Genomic DNA, 26,153 nt, shown 5'->3' with positions numbered 1-26,153 from the left:
AACCGAGACTTAAGCCCCTCACCCCGGCCCTATCCCCTGGAGAGGGGACTCACTTGAGAATATCGTATGCCCGATTCAGCGCGAAAACCGCTTTGCGCCGTACACGCAAACCAATACCCCGGCCATCACCGCAATCATCGAAGGCTGGATGGTTTCATGCAGCACCCACGCGGCCAGCGCCAGACCAAAGAAGGGTTGCAGTAGTTGTAACTGACCTACGGCGGCAATGCCGCCCAGCGCCAAACCGCGATACCAAAAGATAAAACCAATCCACATGCTGAACAGCGAAATATAGCCCAGAGAAAGCCACGCCCCTACGCTGACCTGCGGCCAACTCGCCGGTGCAGCCCAAACGGCAACCCCGGCCGTCAGCGGTAAAGCCACCACCAACGCCCAGGAGATCACCTGCCAGCCACCGAGCTTACGCGTCAGCATCGCGCCTTCCGCGTAGCCCAGACCGCAAAGCAGTATCGCCGCCACCATCAGCAGGTCACCCACCCAGGAAGCGCCCGCCCCCTGACTTAGCGCAAAGGCCCCCACCAGTAGACTGCCCAACACAGAGAACAGCCAGAAAGCGATTTTCGGACGTTCTCCTCCGCGCAGTACGCCAAAACAGGCGGTAGCCAGTGGCAATAGCCCGATATACACCAACGCATGCGCCGAGGTGGTGTGCTGCAAGGCCAACGCCGTCAGCAACGGGAAACCGATCACGACCCCGATCGCGACCATCACCAGCGGCACAAAATCCTGCCGCTGCGGCCAACATTGACGCATTAGCCCCAACGCGCCAAGCGCCAGTATGGCTGCCAGTACCGCCCGCATCGCGGTCAGGAAAAGCGGCTCAAATTCTTGCACCGCCAGACGCGTGGCGGGCAAAGAACCGCTAAAAATCAACATCCCCAGAAAGCCGTTAACCCACCCCTGTGCCGAATTATCGCTTCGGCCGACAACCTGAAATTTTTCTGTCTCACTGCTCATGGCAACACCACTCTATACCGGCGAAAGATCCCTTATTCTCCGGTTAAAGTGGTTTATTACCAGAACCAGATAACGACATTATCAGCAAACCACTTTACTCTAACTCCGACGTTTCCATCACTGCGGGCAGCCGCTGATGGCGGCTATAGAAGAAGTAGATGGCCACCAGCAGCAGGGTGAACGGGATACCGAACCACAGCGTCATCTTGAAAAACTCGGTGAACGCCGTCGAGATCAACAGTGCGGTCATCAGTCCGGCACCGGCCAGCGTGGTGTAGGGAAAACCCCACATGCGGAATTTCAGGTGGGTTTGGCGATGCTGACGGCGGAAAAACAGGTGAGTGACAAAAATCATCAGCCAGGTAAAGCAAGCGCCGTACACCGAAATAGACATCATGGCGGCAAAGGCTTTCTCCGGATAAACCAAGCTCAGTACGATCGACACCACAATGCCAATACACGACATCACCAATGCGCTCACCGGAATACCGCGTTTGCTGACCTGGCCCAGCACAGCCGGGGCTTGCCCGGCGCGCGACAGCGAGAACATCATACGGGTGGTGATATACAACTGGCTGTTCATCGCCGACAGCGCAGCCACCAGCACAATAAAATTGAAGATACCGGCGGCGGCGGGCAAGTGGATGACGTTCATCGCCATCAGGAACGGGCTTTCACCGGTTCCGGACTGCCGCCAGGGAACGATCGCCAGCATCAGCGCAATCGACAGCATATAGAAAATAAACAACCGCAAGATGGTGCCCTTGAAGGCAGTCTTCACCGCAATCACCGGGTTTTTGGCTTCACCAGCGGCCACTGCGATCATCTCAATACTCAGATAGCTGAAAATCGACACAATCACCGCGAACCACATGCCCTTGACGCCAAACGGGAAGAACCCACCATTGGCAGTAAAGTTGTGAATACCGTAGGCCGGGTTAGCGGAAAACACCAAAATGCCGATGCCAATGGCGATAAAGGCCGCGATGGCCACCACCTTGATGGTCGACAGCGCATACTCCACCTGGCCGAAGGACTTGACGCCAATCACATTGATGACAATTACCGCCGCAGAAAACAGCAGCACCCAGGGCCAGATCGGCGTGGTCGGGAACCAGAACTGCATATACATACCGATAGCGGTGACCTCGGTACCCACCGCCAAGACCACGCAGGACCAGTAGGAATAACGCACCAGAAAACCGAACAGCGGACTGATATAAAACTCGGCATAGTCACCGAAAGAGCCCGGCGTTGGGTGTTCAGAGGTCATTTCCGCCAGGCATCCCATCAGCAGCAACGCCACCACGCCACCAATAAAATAGCTCAGCAGGACGCTGGGGCCGGCCATCTGAATGGCATAGGCACTGCCGAGAAACAGCCCAGTACCGATCGCCCCCCCTATCGCCAGCATGGTCATCTGCCCGGCGGTGAGCTGTTTCTTCAAACCGCCCTGCCGCCGCGCAATTTCTTCAAAACCTTTCATCTGTTTCATGGCATTCCTACCTTATTCACGCAGTACGGGTGACATCCAGGATGGTGGCAGTAACGTTGGCGACCAAAAATTCCAGGCCGGTTTTCAATGCTTCACGCAGCGCGAAACAGCCCTCGTCCAGACCGTCACCAAACCCCTGATAGGCAATATCGAACAGCGGCAACAACCGTTTGCATCAGCGGGATCCGTCCTTGCTGATCGTAATAAAGATCGATACCCAGATTCACTTTCTGTGTATTTTCATCCTGTAAATAAGCTTCCATCAACGACATAATAGGATCGGCCGCCGAACGGCCAATGTGATTATACATAGTGGTTCCTTAATTCATTATTTAATGAATTTTCGGGCGGGGTGTGGTTATATATTTCAGGCGGTAGCAGTGACGGTTATTTCTATTTTCATTCCCGGCACCACCAGCTTGTCAACAATTACCGTTGAACGATTGGGGTAAGGATAATTAAAATATTGCTTATAAATTTCATCGAGTAATTTAACGTCGCTCACATCGGTGAGATAAACAATAACCTGCAGAACATTATCGCTGTGGCTTTCTGCCGCCTTTAACGTCCGGGCCAGATTATCAAAGGTCAGGGTAATCTGTTTTTCCGGCTCGCCAGTTTCAATGCTGCCGTCCGGCCTGACCGGGCCATGGGCGGTGAACAGCATGCCACCGCCTTTGGTCGCCCAGGAAAAGGGTTGGCCAATCTCCGGTAAGCCGGTATCGATAATGGTACGCATGGTTTATTTCCCCGTAGTGGTTAACTGGCAGATCAACGCCCCATCCTTGGCAAACAGTGAATCCAGCACGTTGTAATGGTTGGCACCGTCGACCGCAACCAGGCGGACGGGCAGCTGTTTTTCTTGTAGCGCAGCATAGTAATGCCGTGACTGGCCAATCAGTTCCGGCAGTTCAGCAGCGCCGTAAAATAGCGTCATCGGTTTAATGCGTTCAGGTATATTGCGCGCCGGACTTAACTGCGCAATTTGCTGCTGGGTCAACTGCAATTGTCGGTTAACGTAGGTGGTTAACAGGGGTTCCAGCTCGAAAATACCGCTGATCGGTAACACCACGTCGACCATAGGATGATGCTGCCAGAAACTGGCCAGATGCCCTCCGGCGGAATGGCCACACAAGTAAACCGGCGCGAGTTTATTGGGTGCCAGGCGTTGTTGAATCGCGTTTAGCGCCGCACCGGTTTGCCGACAAATATCGTCAAGCGAGGCCTGTGGTGCCAGCGTATATTCCAGCAGCACCACGTCAAAACCCAATGCCAATGGCACGGTGGCAATAAAGGCAAAGTCATCCCGGGAACAAAATTGCCAATATCCTCCGTGAATAAATATTAATGTCCCCTGATGCGTCTCGTCAGAATATAACCAGTCAAAAACTTCCCTGGGTGAACCCCCATAGGCAATATTACGTTCGCTGCGGACTTGCTGATAAACCGCCTGACTGCGAGTTTGGAATGAGTTCAGAATTTCATCCTCATTGTCCACCGTCGAACCGTTATCGTAACTGCCTGCCAAAATTTTCATATATTAAACTTCGTTTATTATTTAAGATATGCGTTAACTATTAGCACTGGGAATAATATTGTCAAGAAGGGGACAACAGCAATGCGTGCAGGGTAATATAAATCTTTTCTGCGGCTCAACAAGTTTTACCAGTGAAACTTATTGAGCCTTAATCGCTATTTTAACGGCGGCTGAATTTGCGCCAACTGACTTAATTCCTGCCAGGCATAATCCCAGAAGGTACGCACTTTTAGCGGCATGCGTTGGCTATGTTGCGCCACCAGTTGCACCGGCATCGGCAAGGGTTCAAACGCCGGCAGCAGGCGCACCAGTGTCCCCGCCGCCAGGTCGTCTGCCACCTGATACGACAGCAACCGGGCGATGCCCTTGCCTGCCCGCGCCGCCAGCAACTGGGTTTCAACGTCATTGAGCAACAAGCGCGGCGTCAGCCTTACCCTGTCACCGTTTTCCTGTGGACCAAACCGCCATTCGCGCAGCGACGCCCGCTGGGTGCCGACGATGGTGTCATGGTCGACCAACTGCGCCGGTTCCAATGGCTCGCCACGTAGCGCCAGATAGGCCGGACTGGCGACCGCCACTCGGGATACCTGCCCCAACCGACGCGCCACGCGGGAAGAGTCCTGCAAATGGCCGATGCGTACCGCCACGTCCAGCCCTTCGTCGATCAAATCCAGGTTGCGATCGTTGAGCACCATTTCAATTTGCATCTGCGGATAAAGCTCGAGAAACGCCATCACCACCGGTGCCACGTGCTTACGCCCGAACTGCACCGGCGAGGTAATACGCAGCAGGCCGCTGAGCTGGCTATCCGCCGTATCCAGTACCGCCGCCTGGTATTCATGCAGCAGTAAATGCGCCCGCTCCGCCAGCCGCAGTCCGACCTCGGTCGGGGCCAGCCGCCGGGTCGTACGTTCAAGCAACCGGGCGCCAAAACGCTGCTCCAGCGAGGCGATGGCCCGGGTCACCGCCGGGGCGGAACGTCGCAGTTTGCGACCGGCGGCAGCCAGGCTGCCATGCTGGATCACCGCTACAAAAATCGCCAGTTCGTCCAACCGATCCATAGACTGTTCCATAAAGTGAAATTATCAATTTCCAGATTGCCGGATTTCTCTCACCGACTGCAAGAGTATGCTGATTAAAATCCTTCAGGAGTGTGATTATGCAAAAGCTAAAACTTTACGGTACCCCGCTTTCCGGCCACGTCCACCGCGTGGAGTTGCTGTTGCGGATACTCGAACTACCGTATGAATTTATCCCAGCCCCCGCAGCGGTGCGCCAAAGCGAAGCCTTTCTGCGCCTGAACCCTTTCGGCCAGATCCCGCTACTGGTGGATGGCGAGCTGGCGCTGGCCGACAGCAACGCCATTTTGGTGTACCTGGCCAAGCGCTATGCGCCGGATAGCCATTGGTTACCCGAAGAACCCGTGGCGGCGGCCCAGGTACAGCAATGGTTGTCTAAAGCTGCGGGAGAAGTCCGCTATGGGCCGGCTTCCGCTCGTTTGATCGCCCAATTCGGCGTGCCAGAAGATTATCAGGTCGCGCAGGCCATCAGTGCGCGCTTCCTTCCACAAATGGAGCAGCATCTGACCGACCATCAGTTTCTGGCGACGGAACAGGCCACCATTGGCGATCTGGCCTGTTACAGCTATGTGGCGGTAGCGCCGGAAGGTGGCATTTCGCTGGCCCCGTACCCGGCAATTCAACGCTGGGTAGCGCGTATTGCCGCATTGCCGGGCTTCTTTGCCATGCCGTCACTGCCGTACCCCGTCGAGAGGTAAATCCGATGATCCCGCAGATGTTCCACCCCGATGAACTACGTGCCCAGACCCTGGCCGGATTTAACCAGGTGGGCGGCGGTATTTTCCCCAGCATGCCAGACCAGCACCGCAAGTTTTTCGAAGCGCTGCCTTACTTGTTTGTTGCCACTCTGGACGAGCAAGGTTGGCCGGTAGCTACGTTGTTTAGCGGCCCACCCGGTTTTTTGCGCACGCCGGACAGCACCCACCTGCGTATCAGTACCTCACGCCGCAACGACGATCCGGCGCAGGCAGCATTACAATCCGGCCAGCCGGTGGGAGCGCTGGGGCTGGATTTTAGCAACCGACGCCGTAACCGCGCCAACGGTGTGATCGGACGTACCGACAAAAACCGCATTGAGATCGAAGTCAGGCAAAGCTTTGGCAACTGTCCGCAGTATATCCAGCGGCGCGAGCTGTATCCGGCACCCGCCAACCCTGCGCCAATCGAACATCTCACTACGTTGGATGCGGCGGCCCAGGCGTTGATTCGCAGCGCGGATACCTGTTTCGTGGCCAGTGCCGCCCATATCCAGCAGGTGCAAGGTGGCGTGGATATTTCGCACCGGGGCGGAAAACCGGGATTTATCTATCTGGAGGGAAGCACCCTGTGGATACCGGATTTTCGTGGCAATCGCTATATGAATACCCTGGGTAACCTGTTGGCGCAACCGCGGGCAGCGCTGCTGTTTATCGATTTTGAACGCGGGGATGTTTTACATTTGCAGGGGGAAACGCAGATCCTCTGGCAAGCAGAGATCGGCCAGGAGGTGGTAGGGGCGGAACGCTACTGGCGTTTCGATATACAGCGCGCATGGCGTTTTTCACAGGCGCTGCCGTGGCGGGGGCGTAATCTTGAGTTCTCCCCGGCAACGCTCAATACCGGGGTGTGGACGGAATAAAAAACCCTGCGTTGGCGGGGGTATTCCCACATCTGTTCTGCCTGTCTCACCTCACCCTCTCCCAAAGGAGAGGGGACGCCAGGAGTTTATACGCTATGTTCCACCGTTGACGCGGTTTGATAAAGCTGGCGGAAATAGCTCAGGCGTTCAAAGAACAACCGGCTTTGCGACTCCGACATATTACCGGCCACTTTGCCGGCGTCGAGCTCTCGCCCCTGCCACTCCATCAACGCAATGCTGGAAGCCAAAAAATCCATTTCTCCGCCGCCATAAAGATGTCTGTCCACTGATTTCATCATTTGCACACTCCTTTTAATCACATCGAAAAGGGTCATATGCCTGCTGGTTTCAGTATCGTCCCGACGGCGGATGTTTTTTGTACAGAAGGTGCTCATGGCGGCAAATTGATTAGTTGCCACGGAGCGGGCAAATAGAGGCGGAAAAGTTTGCTAGGGTAAAGGGGTGCCGTTTGGGGTAGGTCACCCTGTGTTGAATTCTGATAAGGAAGAAAACCGATGAGCAATCACTTCTCTGCCACCCTCAAAGATCCTGCGCTGTTCCGCGAGGCCAACTATATCGACGGGCAATGGCTGCCGATCAAAGGCGACCAGAGCATCAAGATCCACAATCCCGCCACCGGCGAACTGGTCGGTCAGGTGCCGGCGTTGGGGGCCAAAGAGACCGCGCAGGCGATCGCCGCCGCGAAAAAGGCCCAGCCGGCCTGGCGCGCATTGACCGCCAAAGAACGGGCCGGCAAACTGCGCCGCCTGTTCGAGTTGATGATGGAAAATCAGGACGATCTGGCGCTGATCATGACCGCAGAACAGGGCAAGCCGCTGGCGGAAAGCCGGGGTGAGATTGCCTACGCGGCGTCCTTTATCGAGTGGTTTGCCGAAGAAGGCAAACGCGTCTACGGTGACACCATTCCTCAGCCCCAGGCCGGCCGCCGCATTATCGTGCAGAAAGAACCGATTGGTGTATTTGCTGCTATTACGCCGTGGAATTTCCCGGCGGCGATGATCACCCGTAAAGCTGGCCCCGGCTGGGCTGCGGGCTGTACCGGGGTGATCCGCCCCGCAAGCCAAACCCCCTTCTCTGCACTGGCCATCGCCGTGCTGGCCGAGCGAGCAGGCTTACCGGCCGGAGTTTGCAACGTCATTACCGGCCCGAGCCAGGCCATAGGGGCGGAGCTGACCGCCAACCCGGACGTACGCAAGCTCTCCTTCACCGGCAGCACCGAGGTGGGTGCGCAACTGCTGGCGCAGTGTGCTCCGACCATCAAAAAGACCAGTATGGAACTGGGCGGCAACGCGCCGTTTATCGTGTTTGACGATGCCGATCTGGACGCCGCTGTGACAGGCGCCGTGGCTTCCAAATACCGCAATGCCGGCCAGACCTGCGTGTGTACCAACCGTTTTCTGGTGCAGGACGGCATCTACGATGCCTTCGCCGAAAAGCTCAAAACGGCGGTAGAGAAGCTGAAGGTCGGCAACGGCCTGGACGACGGTGTAACTATCGGCCCGTTGATTAACCCGGCCGCCGTGGAAAAAGTCAGCGAGCATATCGCCGACGCGGTGCGGTTGGGTGCCAAGGTTCTGCTGGGTGGCAATCCTCATGCGCTGGGCAATAACTTCTTTACGCCGACCATCCTGACCAATGTGCCACAACAGGCAAAAATCTTCCATGAAGAGACCTTTGGCCCGGTAGCGCCGTTAATCCGTTTCAATAGCGAAGCCGAAGCCATTGAGCTGGCCAATGACACGCCGTTTGGCCTGGCCTCGTACTTCTACAGCCGGGATATCGGTCGGGTCATGCGCGTCGCCGAAGCGCTGGAATACGGCATCGTCGGCATTAATGAAGGGCTGATTTCTACCGAAGTCGCCCCTTTCGGCGGGGTTAAAAACTCTGGGCTGGGCCGTGAGGGGTCAAAATACGGTATCGAGGATTATCTTGAGATTAAGTACCTGTGCCTCGGCGGGCTGGGGAGCTAACCACCTGATGTCTTTATATGGCCCGCACGACGCGGGCCAAAGATTATCATGAGGTCAACAATGGAATTCTCCGCCGCTAACAGTTTGTGAGCAACAGGACTGACATAAACTAAAAAGTCCTACAGCATCGCACGCAGGGCAAGGGTGAATGAAACAATTATTGATATGCAGCGATTGGGGAACAGATCAGCTGTAGTTCTGTGGCGTTAGAAAACCAATGTCCTGACCATCAAGAGCAACATGGATCCGCGTCCCATCCCAGGCTAATGCCAGCTCTGCAGCGGTTGCCTGCCCACTTCCCGTTTTCAGCGTAAACCCGCCCTGAGCCACCGCAGTAGTGGCCTTGCTGTAGTTACCGCCAACCGGTTTACTAATACGTACATCCGAAGATAACGGTGTATCAATATACCACGGTAAACCGGTGTACTGGCCTAAAGTCAGATGCACATCCGGCCCGCGCAATGCCGGTAACACACTGTTTTTCCCTTTTATACTCCAGTTTCCGGCCACACTTTGCCCCGCGCCCAGCAACTTCACAGGCGAATCAATCGCCTCACTGCTCTGTTCTATAGTCAAATTGCGCGGGACTTTGATAGTAGTGGCCGTAGTTACCAGGCAAACGGCCTTCGTCTCTTTAATAATCAATTCGTCAATATCACAATCGGCTGCCAGTAGAACAATTGGCAGCACACCCTCAGGTAATCCGTGAGCAAAGCTCAAGCGTCGAATAGAGCAAGGTTCCAAAATTCGACAAATCGCAGAACCGGCAGTATAAGCAGCTGAATATTCACGTACGTTAATCTCGTCGATCACCAACTGTGGCATTCGGATATAAATACTGTCCGCACTATCGACTTTTCCGATATCCAGGCGACCAATGCGGCAACGGCTCTGCTGGCCTGACGCGGTTAACGCGAAGCTATGGAAACAGGAGCGCAGAGAAACACCATCGATTAAGTTGTCTTCAGAACCGTCATGCAGTTCAACGCCACTGAGGCAGGCACCGGCAGTCACATTACGGACAACCTGTCCTTTCCCTGAAACATAAACCGCGCAAGCACGGTTATTGATCGCGCTACTGGTTGGGTTGTTTAAAAAATAGCAATCTCCCGCTTGAATGTTAATACAGGTATTATTGCTACCAGATAAAATGGCTATCCCGCTCCCCCACTGACCGCACTGAATATTCGAGATATAATTATTACTTCCCATATCTTTATCTTGCGCAACACTTAACACTGCACCGGAAAGATAGCCAGCCTCAGGCTTGTCCGAAGGAATACCCGCCCCCTGCATGCGAATATTGGTCACATTGTTATTATTTCCCTTAACCAAAAATCCATCGCCGAGGCAATAACCACAAATAACGTCGGAGATCACATTACTGTCATTATAGGTGGCGAAGAAATCATCACGGCATTCATCCACAATAATGTCGTGTGCCATCGACCGCCCCTGGAGGCTGAATCCGTCGTTAAAACCACTCAGTTGCATATGGTGGAAATAGCTACCGTCAGCGCCAGAATAACCAACATGACTTTTTACCGAATTGTAAACACTGTCGCGGTTGGCTACTCCCATCAGCTTCCCGCCAAACATTTCAACGCCGTGAAGAAAGTCATAGGCTTCTGCAGTCGACGTTTCATTGGCGAACATCGGTTTCACATGGCCCGCTTTGGCTTTGATCGTGGCACCATTTAAATTGATGGTTTTACGTGACGTCCTGCCATCTTTGATTCTGACCGTATCAGACGTCAAATAAGTGGCACCTGCCCGGCAAATCACGGCGTAAGGGGAAAGAAAACATGTAGTAAGAGGTAGAGTATCGTCGGCAAGATTATCACCACGCGCCCCATACATCGCGGGAGTAACGGTACCCGAGACGTCCAAAACTCGTACCCAGACCCAATTACCCGTTGATTTGATGTACATCCCCCCGTCATCAGTCAGCGTTGACGATTGCACCGCACTGAATAAACCGCCACCGTCCGGTAACGTCACCGGAGCATTCCAATTGGAATAATAGGAGGTCACCTCAATCAGTTCTCCGACAGCAGCCGGTACGAGGGTGCGCAACGTAGATATATCAGGACAGTTGTTCATGGCATTTACCTTATTGGATTAATGACCGACAGTCGGCTTATCCAAGGTAAATGAGAACCAACCCGCAGGTCATGAATTGGCTGTTGTGCCATCGCTGGCCAATCCTTCGCAAACCCCACTGGCACCCGGCAAGCCATATTGCCTGGAAAGTCGGGCATCATCGTTGCGCAACCATTATTTTTGGTACTGCGCGTCGCTGACCTGCTCCAACCACTTCACCGGGTAATTCCTAACGGGTGACGGGTGTTGAAGAATAGCTATGCGTTAAATCTGCTTGAGCTTATGAGTCAGATTCATAAAGCCAACAAAAAACTGCCGAAACAGCACAAGGTATGCAACGAAAGAATAACAATTAGAGTAACCTAGCCGCGCTTCAGGCGAAGCGGTTGCCAGCCTCTCAATGAACCGGCAAAACACTACGCCGAATGCAGTGCTTTTTTACTTTCGTCCCCCATGACAGAGTTTTTCAACAAGCCAAAACCAGCCCCACCATTTTAACTGCCACTGCCTTTTAGCCTTGGCGCTGGAGAGGGTTTGCCGAACGCACGGGATGGATTTTTAGGGAGAAACCGCGTGTTTTTTTGGATATGGCTTAATCTCTAAATCGGGGACTTTTCATTTTGGTAAGGATAATACTATGCAAAATAAAGCATCATTGTCGCCGCTCATCATCATCACGGCGCTATTTGCCGCGCTGAGCGGACTCTATCTGCTAGGAGGCGGCATCTGGCTGGCCAAACTCGGCGGTTCGCTGTACTACATCATTGCCGGCCTGGTGTTGCTGGTTACCGCCTGGCTGTTGGCTCGCCGCCGCGCCACTGCCCTGCTGCTGTATGCCGTATTTTTACTTGGCACCACCATTTGGGCACTGTGGGAGGTCGGCCCGGACTTCTGGGCACTGACGCCGCGTCTGGACGTCACCTTCTTCTTCGGCCTGTGGCTGGTACTGCCGTTTATCTATCACAAGCTGATTGCCAGCGGCAAGTTGGCCTACAGCGCACTGAGTATCGCGCTGGTGTTCACCGTCGCAGTACTGGCCTATGCGGTGTTTAACGATCCACAAGAGATCAACGGCACCCTTGAACCGGCCCAGGTGAAAGTTGCCCCTCAGGTATCAGACGCCGATTGGCCGGCCTATGGCCGTACTCAGGAAGGCACACGTTATTCCCCACTGAGCCAGATCAACGACAAGAACGTCGGTCAGCTCAAGGAAGCCTGGACCTTCCAGACTGGCGATCTGAAAACCGCCAACGATCCAGGGGAAATAACCAACGAAGTGACCCCGATTAAAATCCGCGACACGCTCTATCTGTGTACCCCACACCAGAAGCTGTTCGCACTGGATGCGGCCACCGGTAAGCAAAAGTGGCAATTTGATCCTCAGTTGAAGTTCAACCCAACCTTCCAGCACATCACCTGCCGTGGCGTCTCTTATCATGAGACCCCTGCCGCCGCAGGCAACGCCACCGACGCCTCTCCGGCACAGTGCGCACGCCGCATTATCCTGCCGGTGAATGATGGCCGCCTGTTTGCTTTGGATGCCGAGACCGGCCAGCCTTGCGCCGATTTTGCCAATAACGGCGAACTCAATTTGCAAAGCAATATGCCGTATGCCACTCCAGGTCATTATGAGCCGACCTCACCGCCGGTGATCACCGATAAGGTGATTGTCATTGCCGGTGCGGTGACCGATAACTACTCCAATCGCGAACCTTCGGGCGTGATCCGCGGTTTTGACGTCAACAGCGGTAAACTGCTGTGGGCGTTTGATCCAGGTGCAGATGACCCTAACGCCATCCCGGCGGATGAACACCACTTCACACCGAACTCGCCAAACTCCTGGGCGCCTTCAGCCTATGATGCCAAGCTGGATATCGTTTACCTGCCAATGGGGGTGACCACTCCGGATATCTGGGGCGGCGATCGCACGCCGAACATGGAGCGTTACGCCAGCGGCCTGCTGGCATTGAACGCTTCTACCGGTAAGCTGGTGTGGTTCTATCAAACGGTGCACCACGACCTGTGGGACATGGACGTACCGGCCCAGCCAACGCTGGCGGATATCACCGACAAGAGCGGCAACAAGGTGCCGGTGATTTATGTGCCGACCAAGACCGGCAACATCTTCGTTCTTAACCGCACCAACGGTGAGCTGGTAGTTCCTGCACCGGAAAAACCGGTTCCGCAAGGCCCAGCCAAGGGCGACCGCCTGTCACCGACTCAGCCTTTCTCTGAGCTGACTTTCCGCCCTGAGAAAAAACTGACCGGCGCGGATATGTGGGGCGCCACCATTTATGACCAACTGGTCTGCCGTGTGATGTTCCACAGCCTGCGTTATGAGGGTACCTTCACCCCACCTTCCGAACAGGGCACTTTGGTATTCCCAGGTAACCTCGGTATGTTCGAATGGGGTGGCCTGTCTGTCGATACTGACCGTCAGGTGGCCATCGCCAACCCTATCGCACTGCCGTTTGTATCAAAACTGATCCCACGCGGCCCAGGCAACCCAATCGAGCCGCCGGTCGGCGATAAAGGCGGCAGCGGTACCGAGTCCGGCGTCCAGCCGCAGTACGGTGTGCCGTTCGGCGTGACCCTGAATCCGTTCCTGTCACCACTTGGCCTGCCGTGCAAACAGCCTGCCTGGGGTTACATTTCTGCGGTGGATCTGAAGACCAACGATATCGTGTGGAAAAAACGCATTGGTACCGTGCGCGACAGCTCTCCGCTGCCGCTGCCGTTCAAAATGGGTATGCCGATGTTGGGCGGACCGGTCTCAACCGCCGGGAATGTGTTCTTCATTGGCGCAACGGCGGACAACTATCTGCGTGCCTTCAGCGTGACCAACGGTGAAAAACTGTGGGAAGCGCGGTTACCGGCCGGTGGCCAGGCGACGCCAATGACCTATGAGGTCAACGGCAAGCAGTACGTGGTCATTTCTGCCGGCGGCCATGGTTCCTTTGGCACCAAGCTGGGCGACTATATCGTTGCTTACGCACTGCCAGATGAAAAATAATCGTCGAGTATAGCCCTATCACAGAGCACGTCATCTGGCGTGCTCTTTCACGATAAGCACCCCGCAAAACCTTTTCCACAATAAATTTCACTTCATGCATTGATAATGGTTATCATTCTCAATATTATAACTGCGTTGGCCCCGGCAGTGGCCGACCATCATCTCGACATTAACAGGCAGTAGACTGGCGGCCGCCTTCGGGCGGCCCTCTTTGGAGACATATGACTGAACACCGCAGCAGACAAAAAATCGCTATCGTCCCCTGCATCCATAAAGGCATGGAGGATTTTGCATGAGCCAACAACCTCTGACCGCCATGCTGATGCTGGTTTATGTGCTGCTGATGGTGCCGGCGCTGTTTGCTCTCGACAACCGCCTGAGCACTACCCGCTGGGGCCAGTGCCGCCTGCTGCGCAAAACGCTGCAAACCGGGTTTATCATTGCCCTGACATTATTGTTCTTTAGCCTCATGACGTTACTGTATTGATTAATTCACCGCCGCCGGCAGTACGCCCTCCTGTTTTACCACCGCGACCTTGCCGCTCAGGGCAAAGGCCGAGATCAGGGTAAACAGCAAGGCAATACAGCCGAGAATCCGATACGAGGTTTTGAAGCCGTAGTTGACGTACATCAGGCCCGCCACATAGGACATGCCGATGGTCGATAATACCCAGGAAGCGGCCCAGATTGGCATAAAGGCGGCGTTGAGCCAGATAAGCACCTTCACCACCTCCTTCACATCGTCCTGTTGGCTATAAAACGAGGCGAATACCCCTGCCAGCGGCGCGGTACCCCAGGCAATGACCGTTAACCCAAGGGTCGCCAGCCAGAATATGTGGCGCAACTGCCGTTCTGCCTGGGCTATCTGCCCTTTCCCCAGGCGCTTTCCGACAATAACGGTCGACGCAGATCCCAGGGCATTGCCCGGCAGGTTAATCAGTGAGGCAATTGAGAAAGCGATAAAATTGCCGGCGATAACGTTGGTGCCCATACCGGCGACAAACATTTGCGTCAGTAATTTACCGCCGTTGAACAGCACCGACTCAATGCTGGCGGGAATGCCGATCCCCAAAACTTCCCACAAAATCGTCAGTTTTAACGGACAAAAATAACTCTTCAGCGTGATATGCAGTACAAAACTTTTGGCAGGGCATGAGTCAGGCAGAGTCTATCACTCTGCGAAATACTATGTGTGACGGGGATCGTTGAAAGAATTTTATCTAAGTGATTGAATAATGGCGGAGAGAGGGGGATTTGAACCCCCGGTAGAGTTGCCCCTACTCCAGTTTTCGAGACTGGTCCGTTCAGCCGCTCCGGCATCTCTCCTTCAAGTGCTTGCTATCATGCCTCTTTTTGCGGCATTTTTACAGAGTTAGCCCCCAGCCGAATGTTCAAGTGACGACTTTACGAGCAATCTGATGATTAAATGGCCGTGGAAAACGCATCAACCGCAGGCGGAAACGCTTGCCCAGTGGCAGGACGCACTGGCAATTCCCCTGCTCTCTCCGCTGGATGAGCGGGAACAACAACGGCTGATCGCCGTTGCCGGGCAGATCTTGCAGCAAAAAAGCATCGTCCCGTTGCAAGGGCTGGAGCTAACCTCGCAAATGCAGGCGCGTATTGCCCTGTTGTTCGCCTTGCCGGTGCTGGAACTGGGTGCCGAGTGCCTCGACGGTTTTAATGAGATCCTGCTCTACCCTACGCCGTTTGTGGTGGAGGATGAATGGCAGGACGACTTTGGCCTGGTACACTCCGGGCCGGTGGTGCAATCCGGCCAAAGCTGGGAACAGGGGCCGATCGTACTCAACTGGCAGGACGTGCAGGACTCTTTTGATCTCTCTGGTTTTAACCTGGTGATCCACGAGGCGGTACACAAGCTGGACATGCGCAACGGCGGCAGGGCCACCGGCATACCGCCGATCCCGCTACGCGATATCGCCGCCTGGGAACATGACCTGCACGCCGCGATGGAGAGCCTGCAGGACGAGATCGACATGGTAGGCGAAGAGGCCGCCAGTATGGACGCCTACGCTGCCACCGATCCGGCCGAGTGTTTCGCGGTCCTGTCGGAGTACTTTTTCAGCGCGCCCGAACTGCTGGCCAACCGTTTTCCGGTGATGTACCAGCATTTTAGTCGCTTCTATAAGCAGGATCCGCTTGCACGTTTACAGCGGCTTCAGGCCGAAAACGGCGCACAATGCCCATAATCCAGCCCGCATTGCTCAGATGCTGAGCAGTCGCACAGAATAGGCGAATTTAGCGTTGACACATTCTGGGTGGCTGGATATGATGCGCCCCGGTCAGACAATTCCTCTGTAGTTCAGTCGGTAGAACGGCGGACTGTTAATCCGTATGTCACTGGTTCGAGTCCAGTCAGAGGAGCCAAATTCGAAAGACCCGCTTAAGGAGACTTAGGCGGGTCTTTTGCCGTTGGTCATGCCCCGCGAATGGTACCGCGCCAGACAAAATCGGCATGGTACAGCCGGGTTTCACCCGGCATCTCCTGCCCCAGTGCCGGCATCATGCTCTCTTCTTTCTTTTCTTCGGCCACCAGCCACGCAACCGAATCCTGAGCAAATATCGCCACCGGCTGGGTAAAAGTGGTGAGATGGTAAGAAGACCAGGCCGCCTGCGGAATATCGTCGTAGCCCGCAACGCAAAGATCTTCTGGAATACGCAGCCCAAAGCGATGGCGCGCCTCATCCATAAAGCCACAGGCCAATAAATCCGTAACGCAAAACACCGCATCAGGCCGCTCGCGCCGGGTCAACAAGCGGTGCGCCAGGATCTGCCCGCTCTCATAGGAGGTGGTACCGAAGCGCTCGACGCTCACCGGCAACCCCGCCGCTTCCGCTGCCTGCAGAAAACCCCGTTCACGCGCCATCAGGCTGGGCGTACCGGCCAACGAGTTGGCAAAGGCGATGCGCTGGCAGCCCGCGCGGGCAAACGCCATTACCACCCTGCCCGCCGCTTCTTCGTTATCCAGCCGGATACTGAGTGAGCCGGGCAAGGTGTCATCACGGTTAATCAGCACCAGCCGCTGGCCGTGCCTGTGACACAGACGGGCAATGGCGCTGTCGGGCATGCCGGATAGCACAAAGGAGGCATCCGCCCGAAAGTTTATCGCCTGTTGCAGCGCCTGGGAGACGCTGTCATCGGAGCGATCGGTGTTAATCAACATGGCTATTTTGCCCGCATCCTGCAAATGTTGAGTCAGCAAACGCACCAGACTGGCCCGGTAAGGGGTCGCCAACTCTGAAACAATCAGGCAAACAATGCCGCTGCGGTTACGTACCAATCCCCGAGCCAAATGATTAACGTGATATCCCAGTTCTTCAGCCGCCCGCATCACCTTCTCGCGGGTCGCCGCCGACACGCTGGCACCAGACGTATAAGTCCGCGAGACCGCCGATCGGGAAACCCCAGCCAATTCCGCCACGTCTTTCGCACTGATCATCGCCTTGTCCGCCGCCATCGTCATATCCATCCATTTTCTGCTCTACGAAAAGTTTGCCGCACTTTGCAAAGCTGTGCAAATTTTTATCGGTTAAAATGTTTCATTTTTGTGACGAGAAGGTTGAATTGTTTCATTTCGCGATTGACAGCACAATTTTTATCCTCTAGTTATTTGCACACACGTGCAAAAAAATAGGCGACAACGTATCGCCACCCTACACAACCAAGGAGAACACCATGCATCGCGTTGCTCTGATAGCGGTCCTCGCCGCTGGCTCTGCACTTTCTGCTTCACCTGCTTTCGCCACTGGGAAATTGAACATGATCTGCTCCGCCGATGTGGTGGTCTGCGAACAGATGACCAACCTGTTCGAAAAACAGCATCCGGATATCAAAGTCAGTATGGTGCGCCTCTCCGCCGGAGAAGCCTACGCACGTATTCGTACCGAAGCACGCAACCCACGCACCGATATTTGGTGGGCAGGCACTGGCGATCCGCATATGCAGGCCGCGGACGAAGGGTTAACCCAGCCTTATAAATCCCCGTTGCTTGATCAACAGCACGACTGGGCGCGTAAACAGGCGGAAAGCGCCGGTTACCGCACCGTGGGTGTTTATGCCGGGGCGCTCGGTTGGGGTTATAACACCAAGCTGTTGGCGGAGAAAAAACTCAAGATGCCCGCCTGCTGGAGTGACCTACTGGACCCGGTCTACAAAAGCGAGATTCAGATGGCTAACCCAAACTCCTCCGGCACTGCTTACAACACCCTCGCCACGCTGGTGCAGATCATGGGCGAAGAGCCGGCCTTCGACTACCTGAAAAAGCTCAACGCCAATATCTCGCAGTACACCAAATCCGGCTCGGCGCCGGTGAAGGCAGCGGCACGCGGCGAAACCACCGTCGGTATCGTGTTTATGCATGATGCCGTCGCGATGCAGGTCGATGGCTTCCCGATCAAAGCCGTTGCCCCGTGCGAAGGCACCGGTTTTGAAATTGGCTCGATGTCGATCGTCAAAGGCGCACGCAACCTCAATGAGGCCAAGGTGTGGTACGACTGGGCGCTCAGCGCTGATGCGCAATCGCACATGAAAGACGCCAAATCCTTCCAGTTGCCGTCGAATCGCAACGCGGCGATTTCCGAATATGCGCCACGCTTTGAGAACATCAAACTGATCGATTACGACTTTAAAACCTACGGCGCGACAGAAAAACGCAAGGCACTGCTCAGCCGCTGGGATAAAGAGATCGGCGCCAGCGCCCAATAATTCACGTCCCTTTCCTCCCTAATGTGACGCGCTCTGCGACAAACCGGGCGAGGTAACTCTCGCCCATGCAAAGTGCGGTGACGGAAATATGAACTCTCGAGGTTACGATGAATGCTCAAAACCGCCGCCTGGACGGGGCCCTCGTGCTGGGCGCACTGGCCGTATTGTTACTGCCCTGGTACAGCCAGGAAGCCGGGTTCTTCGGCTTTGGCTGGCTGAGTACGCTGTGGTGGGATCAGGCCAGTGCGCCCGCGCTGTGGCAAATACTGACCTTTCAACGCCCTTGGCTGCTGATTGCCCTGCTGATGCTGCTGGTTTGCGCGCCGACACGCCTGCTGGCGGTGGGCCGCCTGCGCTCGCAACTGTTGATGTGCGCCAGCGTCGTCGGCATCCTGTTTTTACTGTTTGAAGGCCACGCCATCGGCTACAGCGGCTGGAACTGGCAGTGGAGCGAACAGCTGTTTGGCACGCTCAGCGACGGCCAACCTGCCTTTGGCGCCGGTGCCATTTTGCTGATCACCACCTTTTTACTGCTGTTCTCTTTCGCGTTGGCCGAGCGCGGCGTATTGAAGGGGGATGCCTTTGTGGTGGCAGCCATTGTGCTGCTGGTCGCATTGGTGACCACCTTCGTGCTTTATCCGGTACTGAGCATGTTTGTCTCCTCGGTACAGGACGCGGACGGTTCGTTTAAACCCGATGGCCTGATCGCCAATATGCAGGATCCGGCCATCTGGAGCCTGGGTTGCCTGAAAGGCGGCAGTTGCGGTACCGCCTGGCGCACCCTGACCCTGGCGTTGATGACCGCCAGCGGTTCCACGCTGCTCGGCCTGGCTTTTGCCTTGGCCGCCACCCGCACGCCACTGCCATTTAAAAAAGGGCTGCGCCTGCTGACCGTGCTGCCGATCATCACGCCGCCGTTTGTGATCGGCCTGGCGCTGATGCTACTGTTTGGCCGCGCCGGCGTGGTTACCGAACTGCTCGCCAGCCTGTTTGGCATCGAGCCAGGCCGCTGGCTGTATGGCCTGACCGGCATCTGGATAGCGCAGGTGCTCTCCTTCACCCCGATAGCCTTCCTGGTGCTGATTGGCGTGGTCGAAGGAGTCAGCCCCTCGCTGGAAGAAGCCTCACAGACGCTACGCGCCAACCGTTGGCGCACCTTCCGCTATGTTTCACTGCCGCTGATGGCCCCCGGCCTGGCCAATGCCTTCCTGATCAGCTTTATCGAAAGCATGGCGGACTTCGGCAATCCGATGGTGCTGGGGGGCAGCCACGGCGTGCTGTCGACCGAGATCTTCTTCTCGGTGGTGGGCGCGCAAAACGATCCAAGCCGTGCCGCCGTACTGGCGATCATCCTGCTGTGCTTCACCCTTAGCGCCTTTATTTTGCAGCGTCTGTGGCTGGCGGGGAAAAACTTCGCCACCGTCACCGGCAAAGGGGATTCCGGCACCCACTGCGGGCTGCCACGCGGCTTGCGCTATGGCGTGTACGCGTTAGTAATCCCCTGGGGTCTGTTCACGCTAGTGGTCTACGGCATGATCCTGATCGGCGGTTTTGTCCAGTCCTGGGGGCTGGATAACAGCCTGACGTTGAGTCATTACGCCCGCGCCTTCGGTTTCCAGTGGAACAGCGGCCAGATAGTCTGGACCGGCGTCGCCTGGAACTCGTTCTGGACCACGCTGGAGATCGCCCTGATCGCCGCGCCGCTGACCGCCATTGTTGGCCTGCTCACCGCCTGGCTGATCGTGCGGCAGAAGTTTGCCGGGCGCCAGACCTTCGAGTTTATGTTGATGCTCAGCTTTGCCATTCCCGGCACGGTGATCGGCGTCAGTTACATCATGGCGTATAACCTGCCGCCGCTAGAGATCACCGGCACCGCACTGATCCTGGTGGCCTGTTTCGTGTTCCGTAATATGCCGGTCGGCGTTCGCGGGGGCATCGCCGCCATGAGCCAACTGGATCGCAGCCTGGATGAAGCCTCGCTGACGCTACGCGCCAGCAGTTTCCGCACCCTGCGTAAAGTGATCCTACCGCTGCTGAAACCTGCTATCAGCGCCGCACTGGTTTATGCCTTTGTGCGGGCCATTACCTCGATCAGCGCGGTGATTTTCCTGGTCAGCGCCCAGTACAACATGGCCACCTCCTACATCGTCGGGCTGGTCGAAAACGGGGAATACGGCGTGGCTATCGCTTACTCCTCGGTGCTTATCGTGGTGATGCTTGCGGTGATCCTCAGCTTCCAGTTGCTGGTGGGCGAACGTCGTCTGCGCCGCGCAATAACTGCTACCCCGCCGGTGACGCCACCCGCGGCCTTACCTCAGGAGAATGCCTTATGACTGCCATTCGCTCCGGTTCGGTGGTGTTTGAGAACGTCACCAAACAGTTTGCCGACTTCACCGCCCTGCCCGGCCTTTCGCTCACCGTCGAACCCGGCACGCTGGTGACGCTGCTCGGCCCTTCGGGCTGTGGCAAAACCACCACCCTGCGCCTGCTGGCCGGCCTGGAACACCCCACTTCAGGGCGTATTCTGATAGGCGGTAAAGACGTCACGCATCTGCCGGCCAATGAGCGCGACGTCGCCATGGTGTTCCAATCCTACGCGCTGTTCCCGCACATGAGTGCGCTGGACAACGTAATGTACGGCCTGCTCGCCAGCGGCCTGCCGCGTAAAGAAGCGCAGGATCGGGCGCGTGAGGGCTTAAAACTGGTCGGCCTGGAAAACATGGGCCAACGCCTGCCCGCCGAACTCTCTGGCGGCCAGCAGCAGCGCATTGCCGTGTCGCGTGCGCTGGTTTTGGAACCCCAGGTGCTGCTGCTCGACGAGCCACTGTCCAATCTTGACGAACGGCTGCGCCGCAGGGTACGTACCGAGATCCGCGACTTGCAGCAGCGCCTTGGCTTTACCGCCGTGTATGTCACGCACGATCAGGAAGAGGCTTTGGCGGTCTCCGATAAGATTATCGTCATGAAAGAAGGGCATATTGCCCAACAGGGGGCGCCACAGGAGCTCTATCACTCGCCAGCGTCGGTATTTATCGCCGACTTTATGGGCGAAGCCAACATTCTACCTTGTGACATTGAGCGGGTGGATGACGGCGAAGCGCTGATCACCCTCGGCAGCCGTCAATATCGGGTGCCGGGCGCTAAAGCCCGCCCCGGTGCCGCACAGCTTTCGGTACGGCCACAGTTTATTACCCTGCAGCCAGAGCAAACCGGGGCATTAAACGGCGAAGTGACCCACAGCGCCTGGCTGGGCGACCATATCGAGTATGAAGTGAAAACCGACCTCGGCGCGCTGTTTATTGTCGATGTGCAGATGGAACGCCAACTGACGCCGACCACCCGCGTGGCCATTGATTTCAAATCTCAGGGACTGGCGCTGATTGCCCAGTGAGCCTCAAAATATTAAGGATCTAAAATGAATGAGCTGATTTCCCAACGCCTGACGCTAGCCGAACAGGCTGCGCGAGCGGCCGGCGACAAAGCGCTGGACTACTTCAATCGCCGCGAAAGCCTGGTGATTGAAACCAAACGCGATGCGCAGGACGTGGTATCGATAGCCGATCGCGAAGTTGAATTACTGATCCGCGAGAAAATCGCCCAGCAGTTCCCGAACGACGGTTTTTTGGGGGAGGAGTTTGGCCTGCAGCCGGGTGACTCTGGCTACACCTGGGTGGTAGATCCGATCGACGGCACCAGCCCTTTCGTTAACGGTATGCCGAACTGGTGTGTGTCGATTGCGGTTATTCATCAGGGTGAGCCGGTGATCGGGGTGATCGTCGCCCCTTGTCAGCAAGAGTGCTTTGTTGCGGCACGCGGTGCAGGTGCCACGCTTAATGGCAAACCGCTGCGGGTGGATCCACAGCGCACCATGCAAAACCACGTCACCGGTTTTGGTGCCAACAGCTATGTCACGCCCGAGCGCGTTGGCGAAATAGCCGCCGCGATCACCGCGGTGGGCGGCAATTTCTTCCGTAACGGTTCCGGTGCCATGATGCTGGCCTGGGTTGCCGCAGGAAGACTGGTGGGTTATTACGAGCCTTATATGCACGCCTGGGATTGTCTGGCGGGTTACTGCCTGGTCAATGAAGCCGGTGGCTGGACCCATCCGTTTAATACCGACGGGGAACATCTGCTGCGCGGCGGGCCGGTGCTGGCGGTCGCGCCAGGGGCCAAACAAGATTTAATGCAGATCGCGCAACTGTAATTTGGCTGGGTTCAGCATAGGGGCGCAGCATGCAGCGCCCCTGAAACTGCTGACAAAGTCCATTGCGGTTAAAAGCTCTGATCTGAGGGCTAATAAAAACAAAGGATTATATCTTCTGATTTACCCCAAACATCCGAAAACCACGTTTTTCGGGTGTTTGTCATCAATCTGAGGGGCGCAGCATGCAGCGCCCCTACTCTTCTACAAACCGCGTTTTTCCATCAAAACCGCCAGATCGACCAGACGGTTAGAGAACCCCCACTCGTTGTCGTACCAGGCGAGGATCTTGACCAAATTACCGCCAATCACCAGCGTGGAAAGTCCATCAATTACCGACGAACGCGGGTCGCCTCTATAATCACTGGACACCAAAGGCTCATCGCTGTAGCCAAGAATATCCTTGAGAGGGCCGGATTCGGCAGCCTGGCGGAAAGCCGCGTTGATCTCTTCGGCCGTCACTTCACGTTTCAGCGTGACCGTTAAGTCCACGATAGACACTACCGGTACCGGCACCCGCAGCGAGTAACCGGTCAGGCGACCGTCCAGCTCTGGGATCACCTTGCCGAGCGCTTTGGCGGCGCCGCTGGAATAAGGCACAATCGACTCCGCTGCGGCACGGGCACCGCGCAGGTCTTTTTCCGGTTGGTCATGCAGCGCCTGGCTATTGGTGTAGGCATGGGTGGTATTCATCAAACCGTATTCAATACCGAATGCCTGATGCAATACCTGGGCGGCAGGGGCCAGGCCGTTAGTGGTACAGCTGCCGTTGCTGACCACAAAATGTTTGGCCGGATCGTATTGCTGATGGTTAACACCCAGCACCAGCGTAATATCATCGTCCTTGCCCGGTGCCGAGATAATGACTCGCTTTGCACCGCCTTGGGTGATGTGCACTTCGGCCTTGGCTTTGTCGGTGAAGAAGCCCGTCGCCTCAATCACCACCTCAACCCCCACGCTGCTCCATGGGATAGCAGCCGGATCTCTTTCGGAGAAAACATGAATCGGCCGACCATCGAGCAGCAACTGGTTCTCACCGGCTTCGACGCTGGCTGCCAGAGTGCCTGAAAGCGAATCGTATTTCAGCAGGTGCGCCAGGGTTTTGCTGTCGGTCAAATCATTGATTGCCACCACCTGAAAATCACTGCGCCCTAACGCCGCACGCAACACGTTCCTGCCGATCCTGCCGAATCCATTAATGCCCACTTTGACCATGATCTACTCCTTCATTATTGGCTCTGTCACCAATTTAAACCGGGAGAGAAATGACGAAAAGGACGTTCATAGATCAATTTAGGCCAATGTGCGGGAATGAAAACGCTCGCGGTACTCGGTAGGTGAGAGCTGCAAATGCCGCTCAAAAACGCGCCGCAGATTGAGGCCATTACCAAACCCACAGTTGATGGCGATTTGCTCAATACCTTCCGCACTCTGCTCCAGGCGTTGCCGGGCCAGATATAAACGCCCTTCTTCGACAAATTTGGCAGGAGAGAGCCCGGTCTCACGCGTGAACACCCGGGTAAAATTTCGCGGACTCATGGCGACCCGTTCCGCCAATTTATCTACGGAAAGATCTTCCGCCAGGTTTTCCAGGATCCACGACTGGAGATCGCGGATTGGGCCAGGGGTTTTAGCCTGATTTAAAGGGTAACGGCTGAACTGCGCCTGGCCGCCGGGCCGACGAAGGAACATCACCAGATCTTGCGCCACTTCGCGCGCCTGAACAAAACCATAGTCGTCTTCCACCAGCGCCAGAGTGAGATCGAAGCCGGAACTGACCCCGCCGGAAGTCCAGACAGAGCCATCCTGCACGTACAACGGCCCATTTTCGACCTGCACTTTTGGGAAACGCGTCTGCAAGGTTTCCAGCAAGCGCCAATGGGTGGTCGCCCGGCGTCCATCCAGTAAACCGGCTTCGGCCAGCAGCAACGCCCCACCGCACACCGACGCAATACGTCGCGCCTGGGGTGCGGCACGCCGCAGCCAGTCGACAACGTAGGCACTTTCTTCTTCGGTCGCGCCTTTTCCGGTCACTATGATGGTGTCGCGTTCCTGCTCAGGGTCGAGATCCGAGAGACGATGGTCGGCCAGCAGATTCAAACCGGACGAACCATGGACTACCCGGTGAGATTGCGTGGTGGCCAGCGACATCCGGTAGAGCGGAGCATCGTTGGGCCTCAAGCGATTGGCTTGCATCAGAATGTCGGCGATGCCTGCCGACTCAAATAACATGCCCCCTTCGGGGACGATAATCAGAAAGTTATGCATGTCCTTAAAATACAAAATGAGCAAAATAAGTCAATCCCGCCTCCATAGAGGCTGGCAGGCTTTGGGTTAGCAACCTATCAGCGCCAGTCCAGCGCCGGTGCAATATGCTTGAGGATCGACTCAATCACATGGGCGTTATAGTCCACACCCAACTGGTTTGGCACGGTCAATAGCAAGGTGTCCGCTTCGGCAATGGCTTCGTCCTGCGCCAGCTGTTTGATCAACAGTTCCGGCTCGGCGGCATAACTGCGGCCGAATATCGCCCGGGTCTGATCGCCGATGTAGCCCACCTGATCGCCCTCCTGCCCGCTGTTGCCAAAATAGTTGCGATCCCGCTGATCCATCAGCGCAAAGATGCTGCGGCTGACCGACACCCGTGGCTCTCGTTTATGCCCTGCCAGCTTCCAGGCCTCGCGGTAAGCGCGGATCTGTTTGGCCTGCTGCACATGGAACGGCTCGCCGGTTTCGTCGTTTTTCAGCGTCGAACTTTGCAGGTTCATCCCCAGTTTCGCGGCCCAAACTGCCGTGGCGTCTGAGCTGGCCCCCCACCAGATGCGATCCCGCAGGCCGGCGGAGAAAGGTTCAACGCGCAGTAGGCCGGGAGGATTAGGGAACATCGGTTGCGGGCTGGGTTCGGCAAAGCCTTCGCCACGCAGCGCGTCCAGCAGCACTTCGGTATGTCGACGGGCCATATCGGCTTCGGTCTCGCCGTCGGCAGGCGTGTAGCCAAAGTATCGCCAGCCATCAATCACCTGCTCGGGAGAACCGCGACTGATGCCAAGCTGCAAACGTCCACCTGAAATCAGGTCGGCGGCTCCGGCATCTTCAACCATATACAGCGGGTTTTCATAGCGCATGTCGATCACACCGGTACCAATCTCAATACGCTGGGTTTTGGCACCGATGGCAGCCAACAGCGGGAATGGCGAGCCAAGCTGGCGGGCAAAGTGATGCACGCGGAAATAGGCTCCATCCGCCCCCAGTTCTTCTGCCGCGACGGCAAGATCGATCGATTGCAGCAACGCATCGCTGGCCGAGCGGGTGCCCGACTGTGACGAAGGCGTCCAGTGGCCAAAAGAGAGAAATCCAATTTTCTTCATGGGTAGTGTCCTTAGGTTCAATTATGACCGGATTACAGTGACAAATAT

General features: G+C 56.1%; 23 protein-coding genes, 2 tRNA genes and 2 pseudogenes. 11 read left to right on the top strand and 16 right to left on the bottom strand.

Translation table 11 applies throughout. From position 1 onward, the window contains the following. Nucleotides 1-75 precede the first annotated feature (75 nt). From ACUTSU_RS07275 to ACUTSU_RS07245, 7 genes and pseudogenes are all read right to left on the bottom strand, one after another. The gene (locus ACUTSU_RS07275; RefSeq protein WP_445650430.1) at nt 76-978 is read right to left on the bottom strand and encodes a DMT family transporter; all 903 of its coding nucleotides are present in this window, start codon (nt 976-978) and stop codon (nt 76-78) included. 94 nt (nt 979-1,072) lie between these two features. Beyond that, nucleotides 1,073-2,473, bottom strand: coding sequence for an amino acid permease (locus ACUTSU_RS07270; protein WP_445650429.1), 1,401 nt, complete (start codon nt 2,471-2,473; stop codon nt 1,073-1,075). Between the two features lie 16 nt (nt 2,474-2,489). Then, entirely contained in the window at nt 2,490-2,639 is a 150-nt protein-coding gene (locus ACUTSU_RS07265) for a hypothetical protein (RefSeq protein WP_445654020.1), read from the bottom strand. Then, nucleotides 2,614-2,784, bottom strand: a pseudogene (locus ACUTSU_RS07260) (aromatic amino acid aminotransferase); the annotation flags it as partial. The gene ACUTSU_RS07265 and the pseudogene ACUTSU_RS07260, both read right to left, overlap by 26 nt. A gap of 56 nt (nt 2,785-2,840) precedes the next feature. Continuing rightward, complete coding sequence (locus tag ACUTSU_RS07255) at nt 2,841-3,212, bottom strand: RidA family protein (protein WP_409326509.1); 372 nt, start codon at nt 3,210-3,212, stop codon at nt 2,841-2,843. A 3-nt stretch (nt 3,213-3,215) separates the two neighbouring features. Further along, entirely contained in the window at nt 3,216-4,010 is a 795-nt protein-coding gene (locus ACUTSU_RS07250; protein ID WP_445653964.1) for an alpha/beta hydrolase, read from the bottom strand. A 155-nt stretch (nt 4,011-4,165) separates the two neighbouring features. Next, a complete protein-coding gene (locus ACUTSU_RS07245; RefSeq protein ID WP_445650426.1) occupies nt 4,166-5,071 on the bottom strand; it encodes a LysR family transcriptional regulator in 906 nt (301 codons plus the stop codon). A 98-nt stretch (nt 5,072-5,169) separates the two neighbouring features. Between ACUTSU_RS07245 and ACUTSU_RS07240 the strand changes: the two genes are divergently transcribed. Then, on the top strand, nt 5,170-5,787 hold the full coding sequence (locus ACUTSU_RS07240; protein ID WP_445650425.1) for a glutathione S-transferase: 618 nt from the start codon (nt 5,170-5,172) through the stop codon (nt 5,785-5,787). A 5-nt stretch (nt 5,788-5,792) separates the two neighbouring features. Further along, complete coding sequence (locus tag ACUTSU_RS07235) at nt 5,793-6,707, top strand: pyridoxamine 5'-phosphate oxidase family protein (protein WP_445653963.1); 915 nt, start codon at nt 5,793-5,795, stop codon at nt 6,705-6,707. 86 nt (nt 6,708-6,793) lie between these two features. Here ACUTSU_RS07235 and ACUTSU_RS07230 read toward each other — a convergent pair whose 3' ends face one another. Then, entirely contained in the window at nt 6,794-7,006 is a 213-nt protein-coding gene (locus tag ACUTSU_RS07230; RefSeq protein WP_445650423.1) for a glycogen synthesis protein, read from the bottom strand. 216 nt (nt 7,007-7,222) lie between these two features. Here ACUTSU_RS07230 and gabD point away from each other — a divergent pair, with 216 nt between their 5' ends. After that, complete coding sequence (gene gabD / locus ACUTSU_RS07225; RefSeq protein ID WP_445653962.1) at nt 7,223-8,698, top strand: NADP-dependent succinate-semialdehyde dehydrogenase; 1,476 nt, start codon at nt 7,223-7,225, stop codon at nt 8,696-8,698. Nucleotides 8,699-8,884: 186 nt separating this feature from the next. Here the strand turns inward: gabD and ACUTSU_RS07220 are convergent, their stop codons facing one another. Then, nucleotides 8,885-10,801, bottom strand: coding sequence for a hypothetical protein (locus tag ACUTSU_RS07220; RefSeq protein ID WP_445650421.1), 1,917 nt, complete (start codon nt 10,799-10,801; stop codon nt 8,885-8,887). A gap of 637 nt (nt 10,802-11,438) precedes the next feature. Between ACUTSU_RS07220 and ACUTSU_RS07215 the strand changes: the two genes are divergently transcribed. After that, nucleotides 11,439-13,814 carry a glucose/quinate/shikimate family membrane-bound PQQ-dependent dehydrogenase gene (locus ACUTSU_RS07215; protein WP_445650420.1) on the top strand — a complete coding sequence of 792 codons (2,376 nt, stop codon included), beginning with the start codon at nt 11,439-11,441 and terminating at the stop codon, nt 13,812-13,814. Nucleotides 13,815-14,106: 292 nt separating this feature from the next. Then, a complete protein-coding gene (locus ACUTSU_RS07210; RefSeq protein WP_445650419.1) occupies nt 14,107-14,301 on the top strand; it encodes a hypothetical protein in 195 nt (64 codons plus the stop codon). Here ACUTSU_RS07210 and ACUTSU_RS07205 read toward each other — a convergent pair whose 3' ends face one another. The 3 genes and pseudogenes from ACUTSU_RS07205 to ACUTSU_RS07195 form a co-directional block, all read right to left on the bottom strand. Continuing rightward, a complete protein-coding gene (locus ACUTSU_RS07205; RefSeq protein WP_445654014.1) occupies nt 14,302-14,502 on the bottom strand; it encodes an MFS transporter in 201 nt (66 codons plus the stop codon). Further along, nucleotides 14,479-14,946, bottom strand: a pseudogene (locus ACUTSU_RS07200) (MATE family efflux transporter); the annotation flags it as partial. The pseudogene ACUTSU_RS07200 and the gene ACUTSU_RS07205, both read right to left, overlap by 24 nt. A 104-nt stretch (nt 14,947-15,050) precedes the next feature. Beyond that, nucleotides 15,051-15,140, bottom strand: a tRNA-Ser gene (locus ACUTSU_RS07195). A gap of 92 nt (nt 15,141-15,232) precedes the next feature. Here ACUTSU_RS07195 and mtfA point away from each other — a divergent pair. Together mtfA and ACUTSU_RS07185 are read left to right on the top strand one after the other, a co-directional pair. Then, nucleotides 15,233-16,021, top strand: coding sequence for a DgsA anti-repressor MtfA (mtfA, locus tag ACUTSU_RS07190; protein ID WP_445650418.1), 789 nt, complete (start codon nt 15,233-15,235; stop codon nt 16,019-16,021). Nucleotides 16,022-16,123: 102 nt separating this feature from the next. After that, nucleotides 16,124-16,199, top strand: a tRNA-Asn gene (locus tag ACUTSU_RS07185). A 49-nt stretch (nt 16,200-16,248) separates the two neighbouring features. On the opposite strand, the gene ACUTSU_RS07180 is transcribed toward ACUTSU_RS07185, so the two are convergent. After that, complete coding sequence (locus ACUTSU_RS07180) at nt 16,249-17,289, bottom strand: LacI family DNA-binding transcriptional regulator (protein WP_445650738.1); 1,041 nt, start codon at nt 17,287-17,289, stop codon at nt 16,249-16,251. A gap of 218 nt (nt 17,290-17,507) precedes the next feature. Here ACUTSU_RS07180 and ACUTSU_RS07175 point away from each other — a divergent pair, with 218 nt between their 5' ends. The 4 genes from ACUTSU_RS07175 (at nt 17,508) to ACUTSU_RS07160 (ending at nt 22,740) form a co-directional block, all read left to right on the top strand. After that, a complete protein-coding gene (locus ACUTSU_RS07175) occupies nt 17,508-18,536 on the top strand; it encodes an ABC transporter substrate-binding protein (RefSeq protein ID WP_445653961.1) in 1,029 nt (342 codons plus the stop codon). 107 nt (nt 18,537-18,643) lie between these two features. Then, a complete protein-coding gene (locus ACUTSU_RS07170) occupies nt 18,644-20,869 on the top strand; it encodes an ABC transporter permease (protein WP_445650416.1) in 2,226 nt (741 codons plus the stop codon). Next, a complete protein-coding gene (locus ACUTSU_RS07165; RefSeq protein WP_261094407.1) occupies nt 20,866-21,927 on the top strand; it encodes an ABC transporter ATP-binding protein in 1,062 nt (353 codons plus the stop codon). Before ACUTSU_RS07170 ends, ACUTSU_RS07165 begins: the two co-directional genes overlap by 4 nt. Nucleotides 21,928-21,951: 24 nt before the next feature. Then, complete coding sequence (locus ACUTSU_RS07160; RefSeq protein ID WP_261097972.1) at nt 21,952-22,740, top strand: inositol monophosphatase family protein; 789 nt, start codon at nt 21,952-21,954, stop codon at nt 22,738-22,740. Nucleotides 22,741-22,941: 201 nt separating this feature from the next. Here ACUTSU_RS07160 and gap read toward each other — a convergent pair whose 3' ends face one another. From gap to ACUTSU_RS07145, 3 genes are all read right to left on the bottom strand, one after another. Beyond that, the gene (gap, locus tag ACUTSU_RS07155; RefSeq protein WP_012145839.1) at nt 22,942-23,952 is read right to left on the bottom strand and encodes a type I glyceraldehyde-3-phosphate dehydrogenase; all 1,011 of its coding nucleotides are present in this window, start codon (nt 23,950-23,952) and stop codon (nt 22,942-22,944) included. 78 nt (nt 23,953-24,030) lie between these two features. After that, nucleotides 24,031-25,005, bottom strand: a complete 975-nt coding sequence (locus ACUTSU_RS07150) for a GlxA family transcriptional regulator (RefSeq protein WP_445653960.1) — start codon at nt 25,003-25,005, stop codon at nt 24,031-24,033. Between the two features lie 77 nt (nt 25,006-25,082). Further along, nucleotides 25,083-26,105 carry an LLM class flavin-dependent oxidoreductase gene (locus ACUTSU_RS07145; protein ID WP_445650413.1) on the bottom strand — a complete coding sequence of 341 codons (1,023 nt, stop codon included), beginning with the start codon at nt 26,103-26,105 and terminating at the stop codon, nt 25,083-25,085. Nucleotides 26,106-26,153: the final 48 nt, after the last annotated feature.

The sequence above is a fragment of the Serratia sp. NA_13 genome (assembly GCF_052691735.1).
Note: the sequence above shows the minus strand (reverse complement) of the source record. Positions and strands in the feature narration are given on the sequence as shown.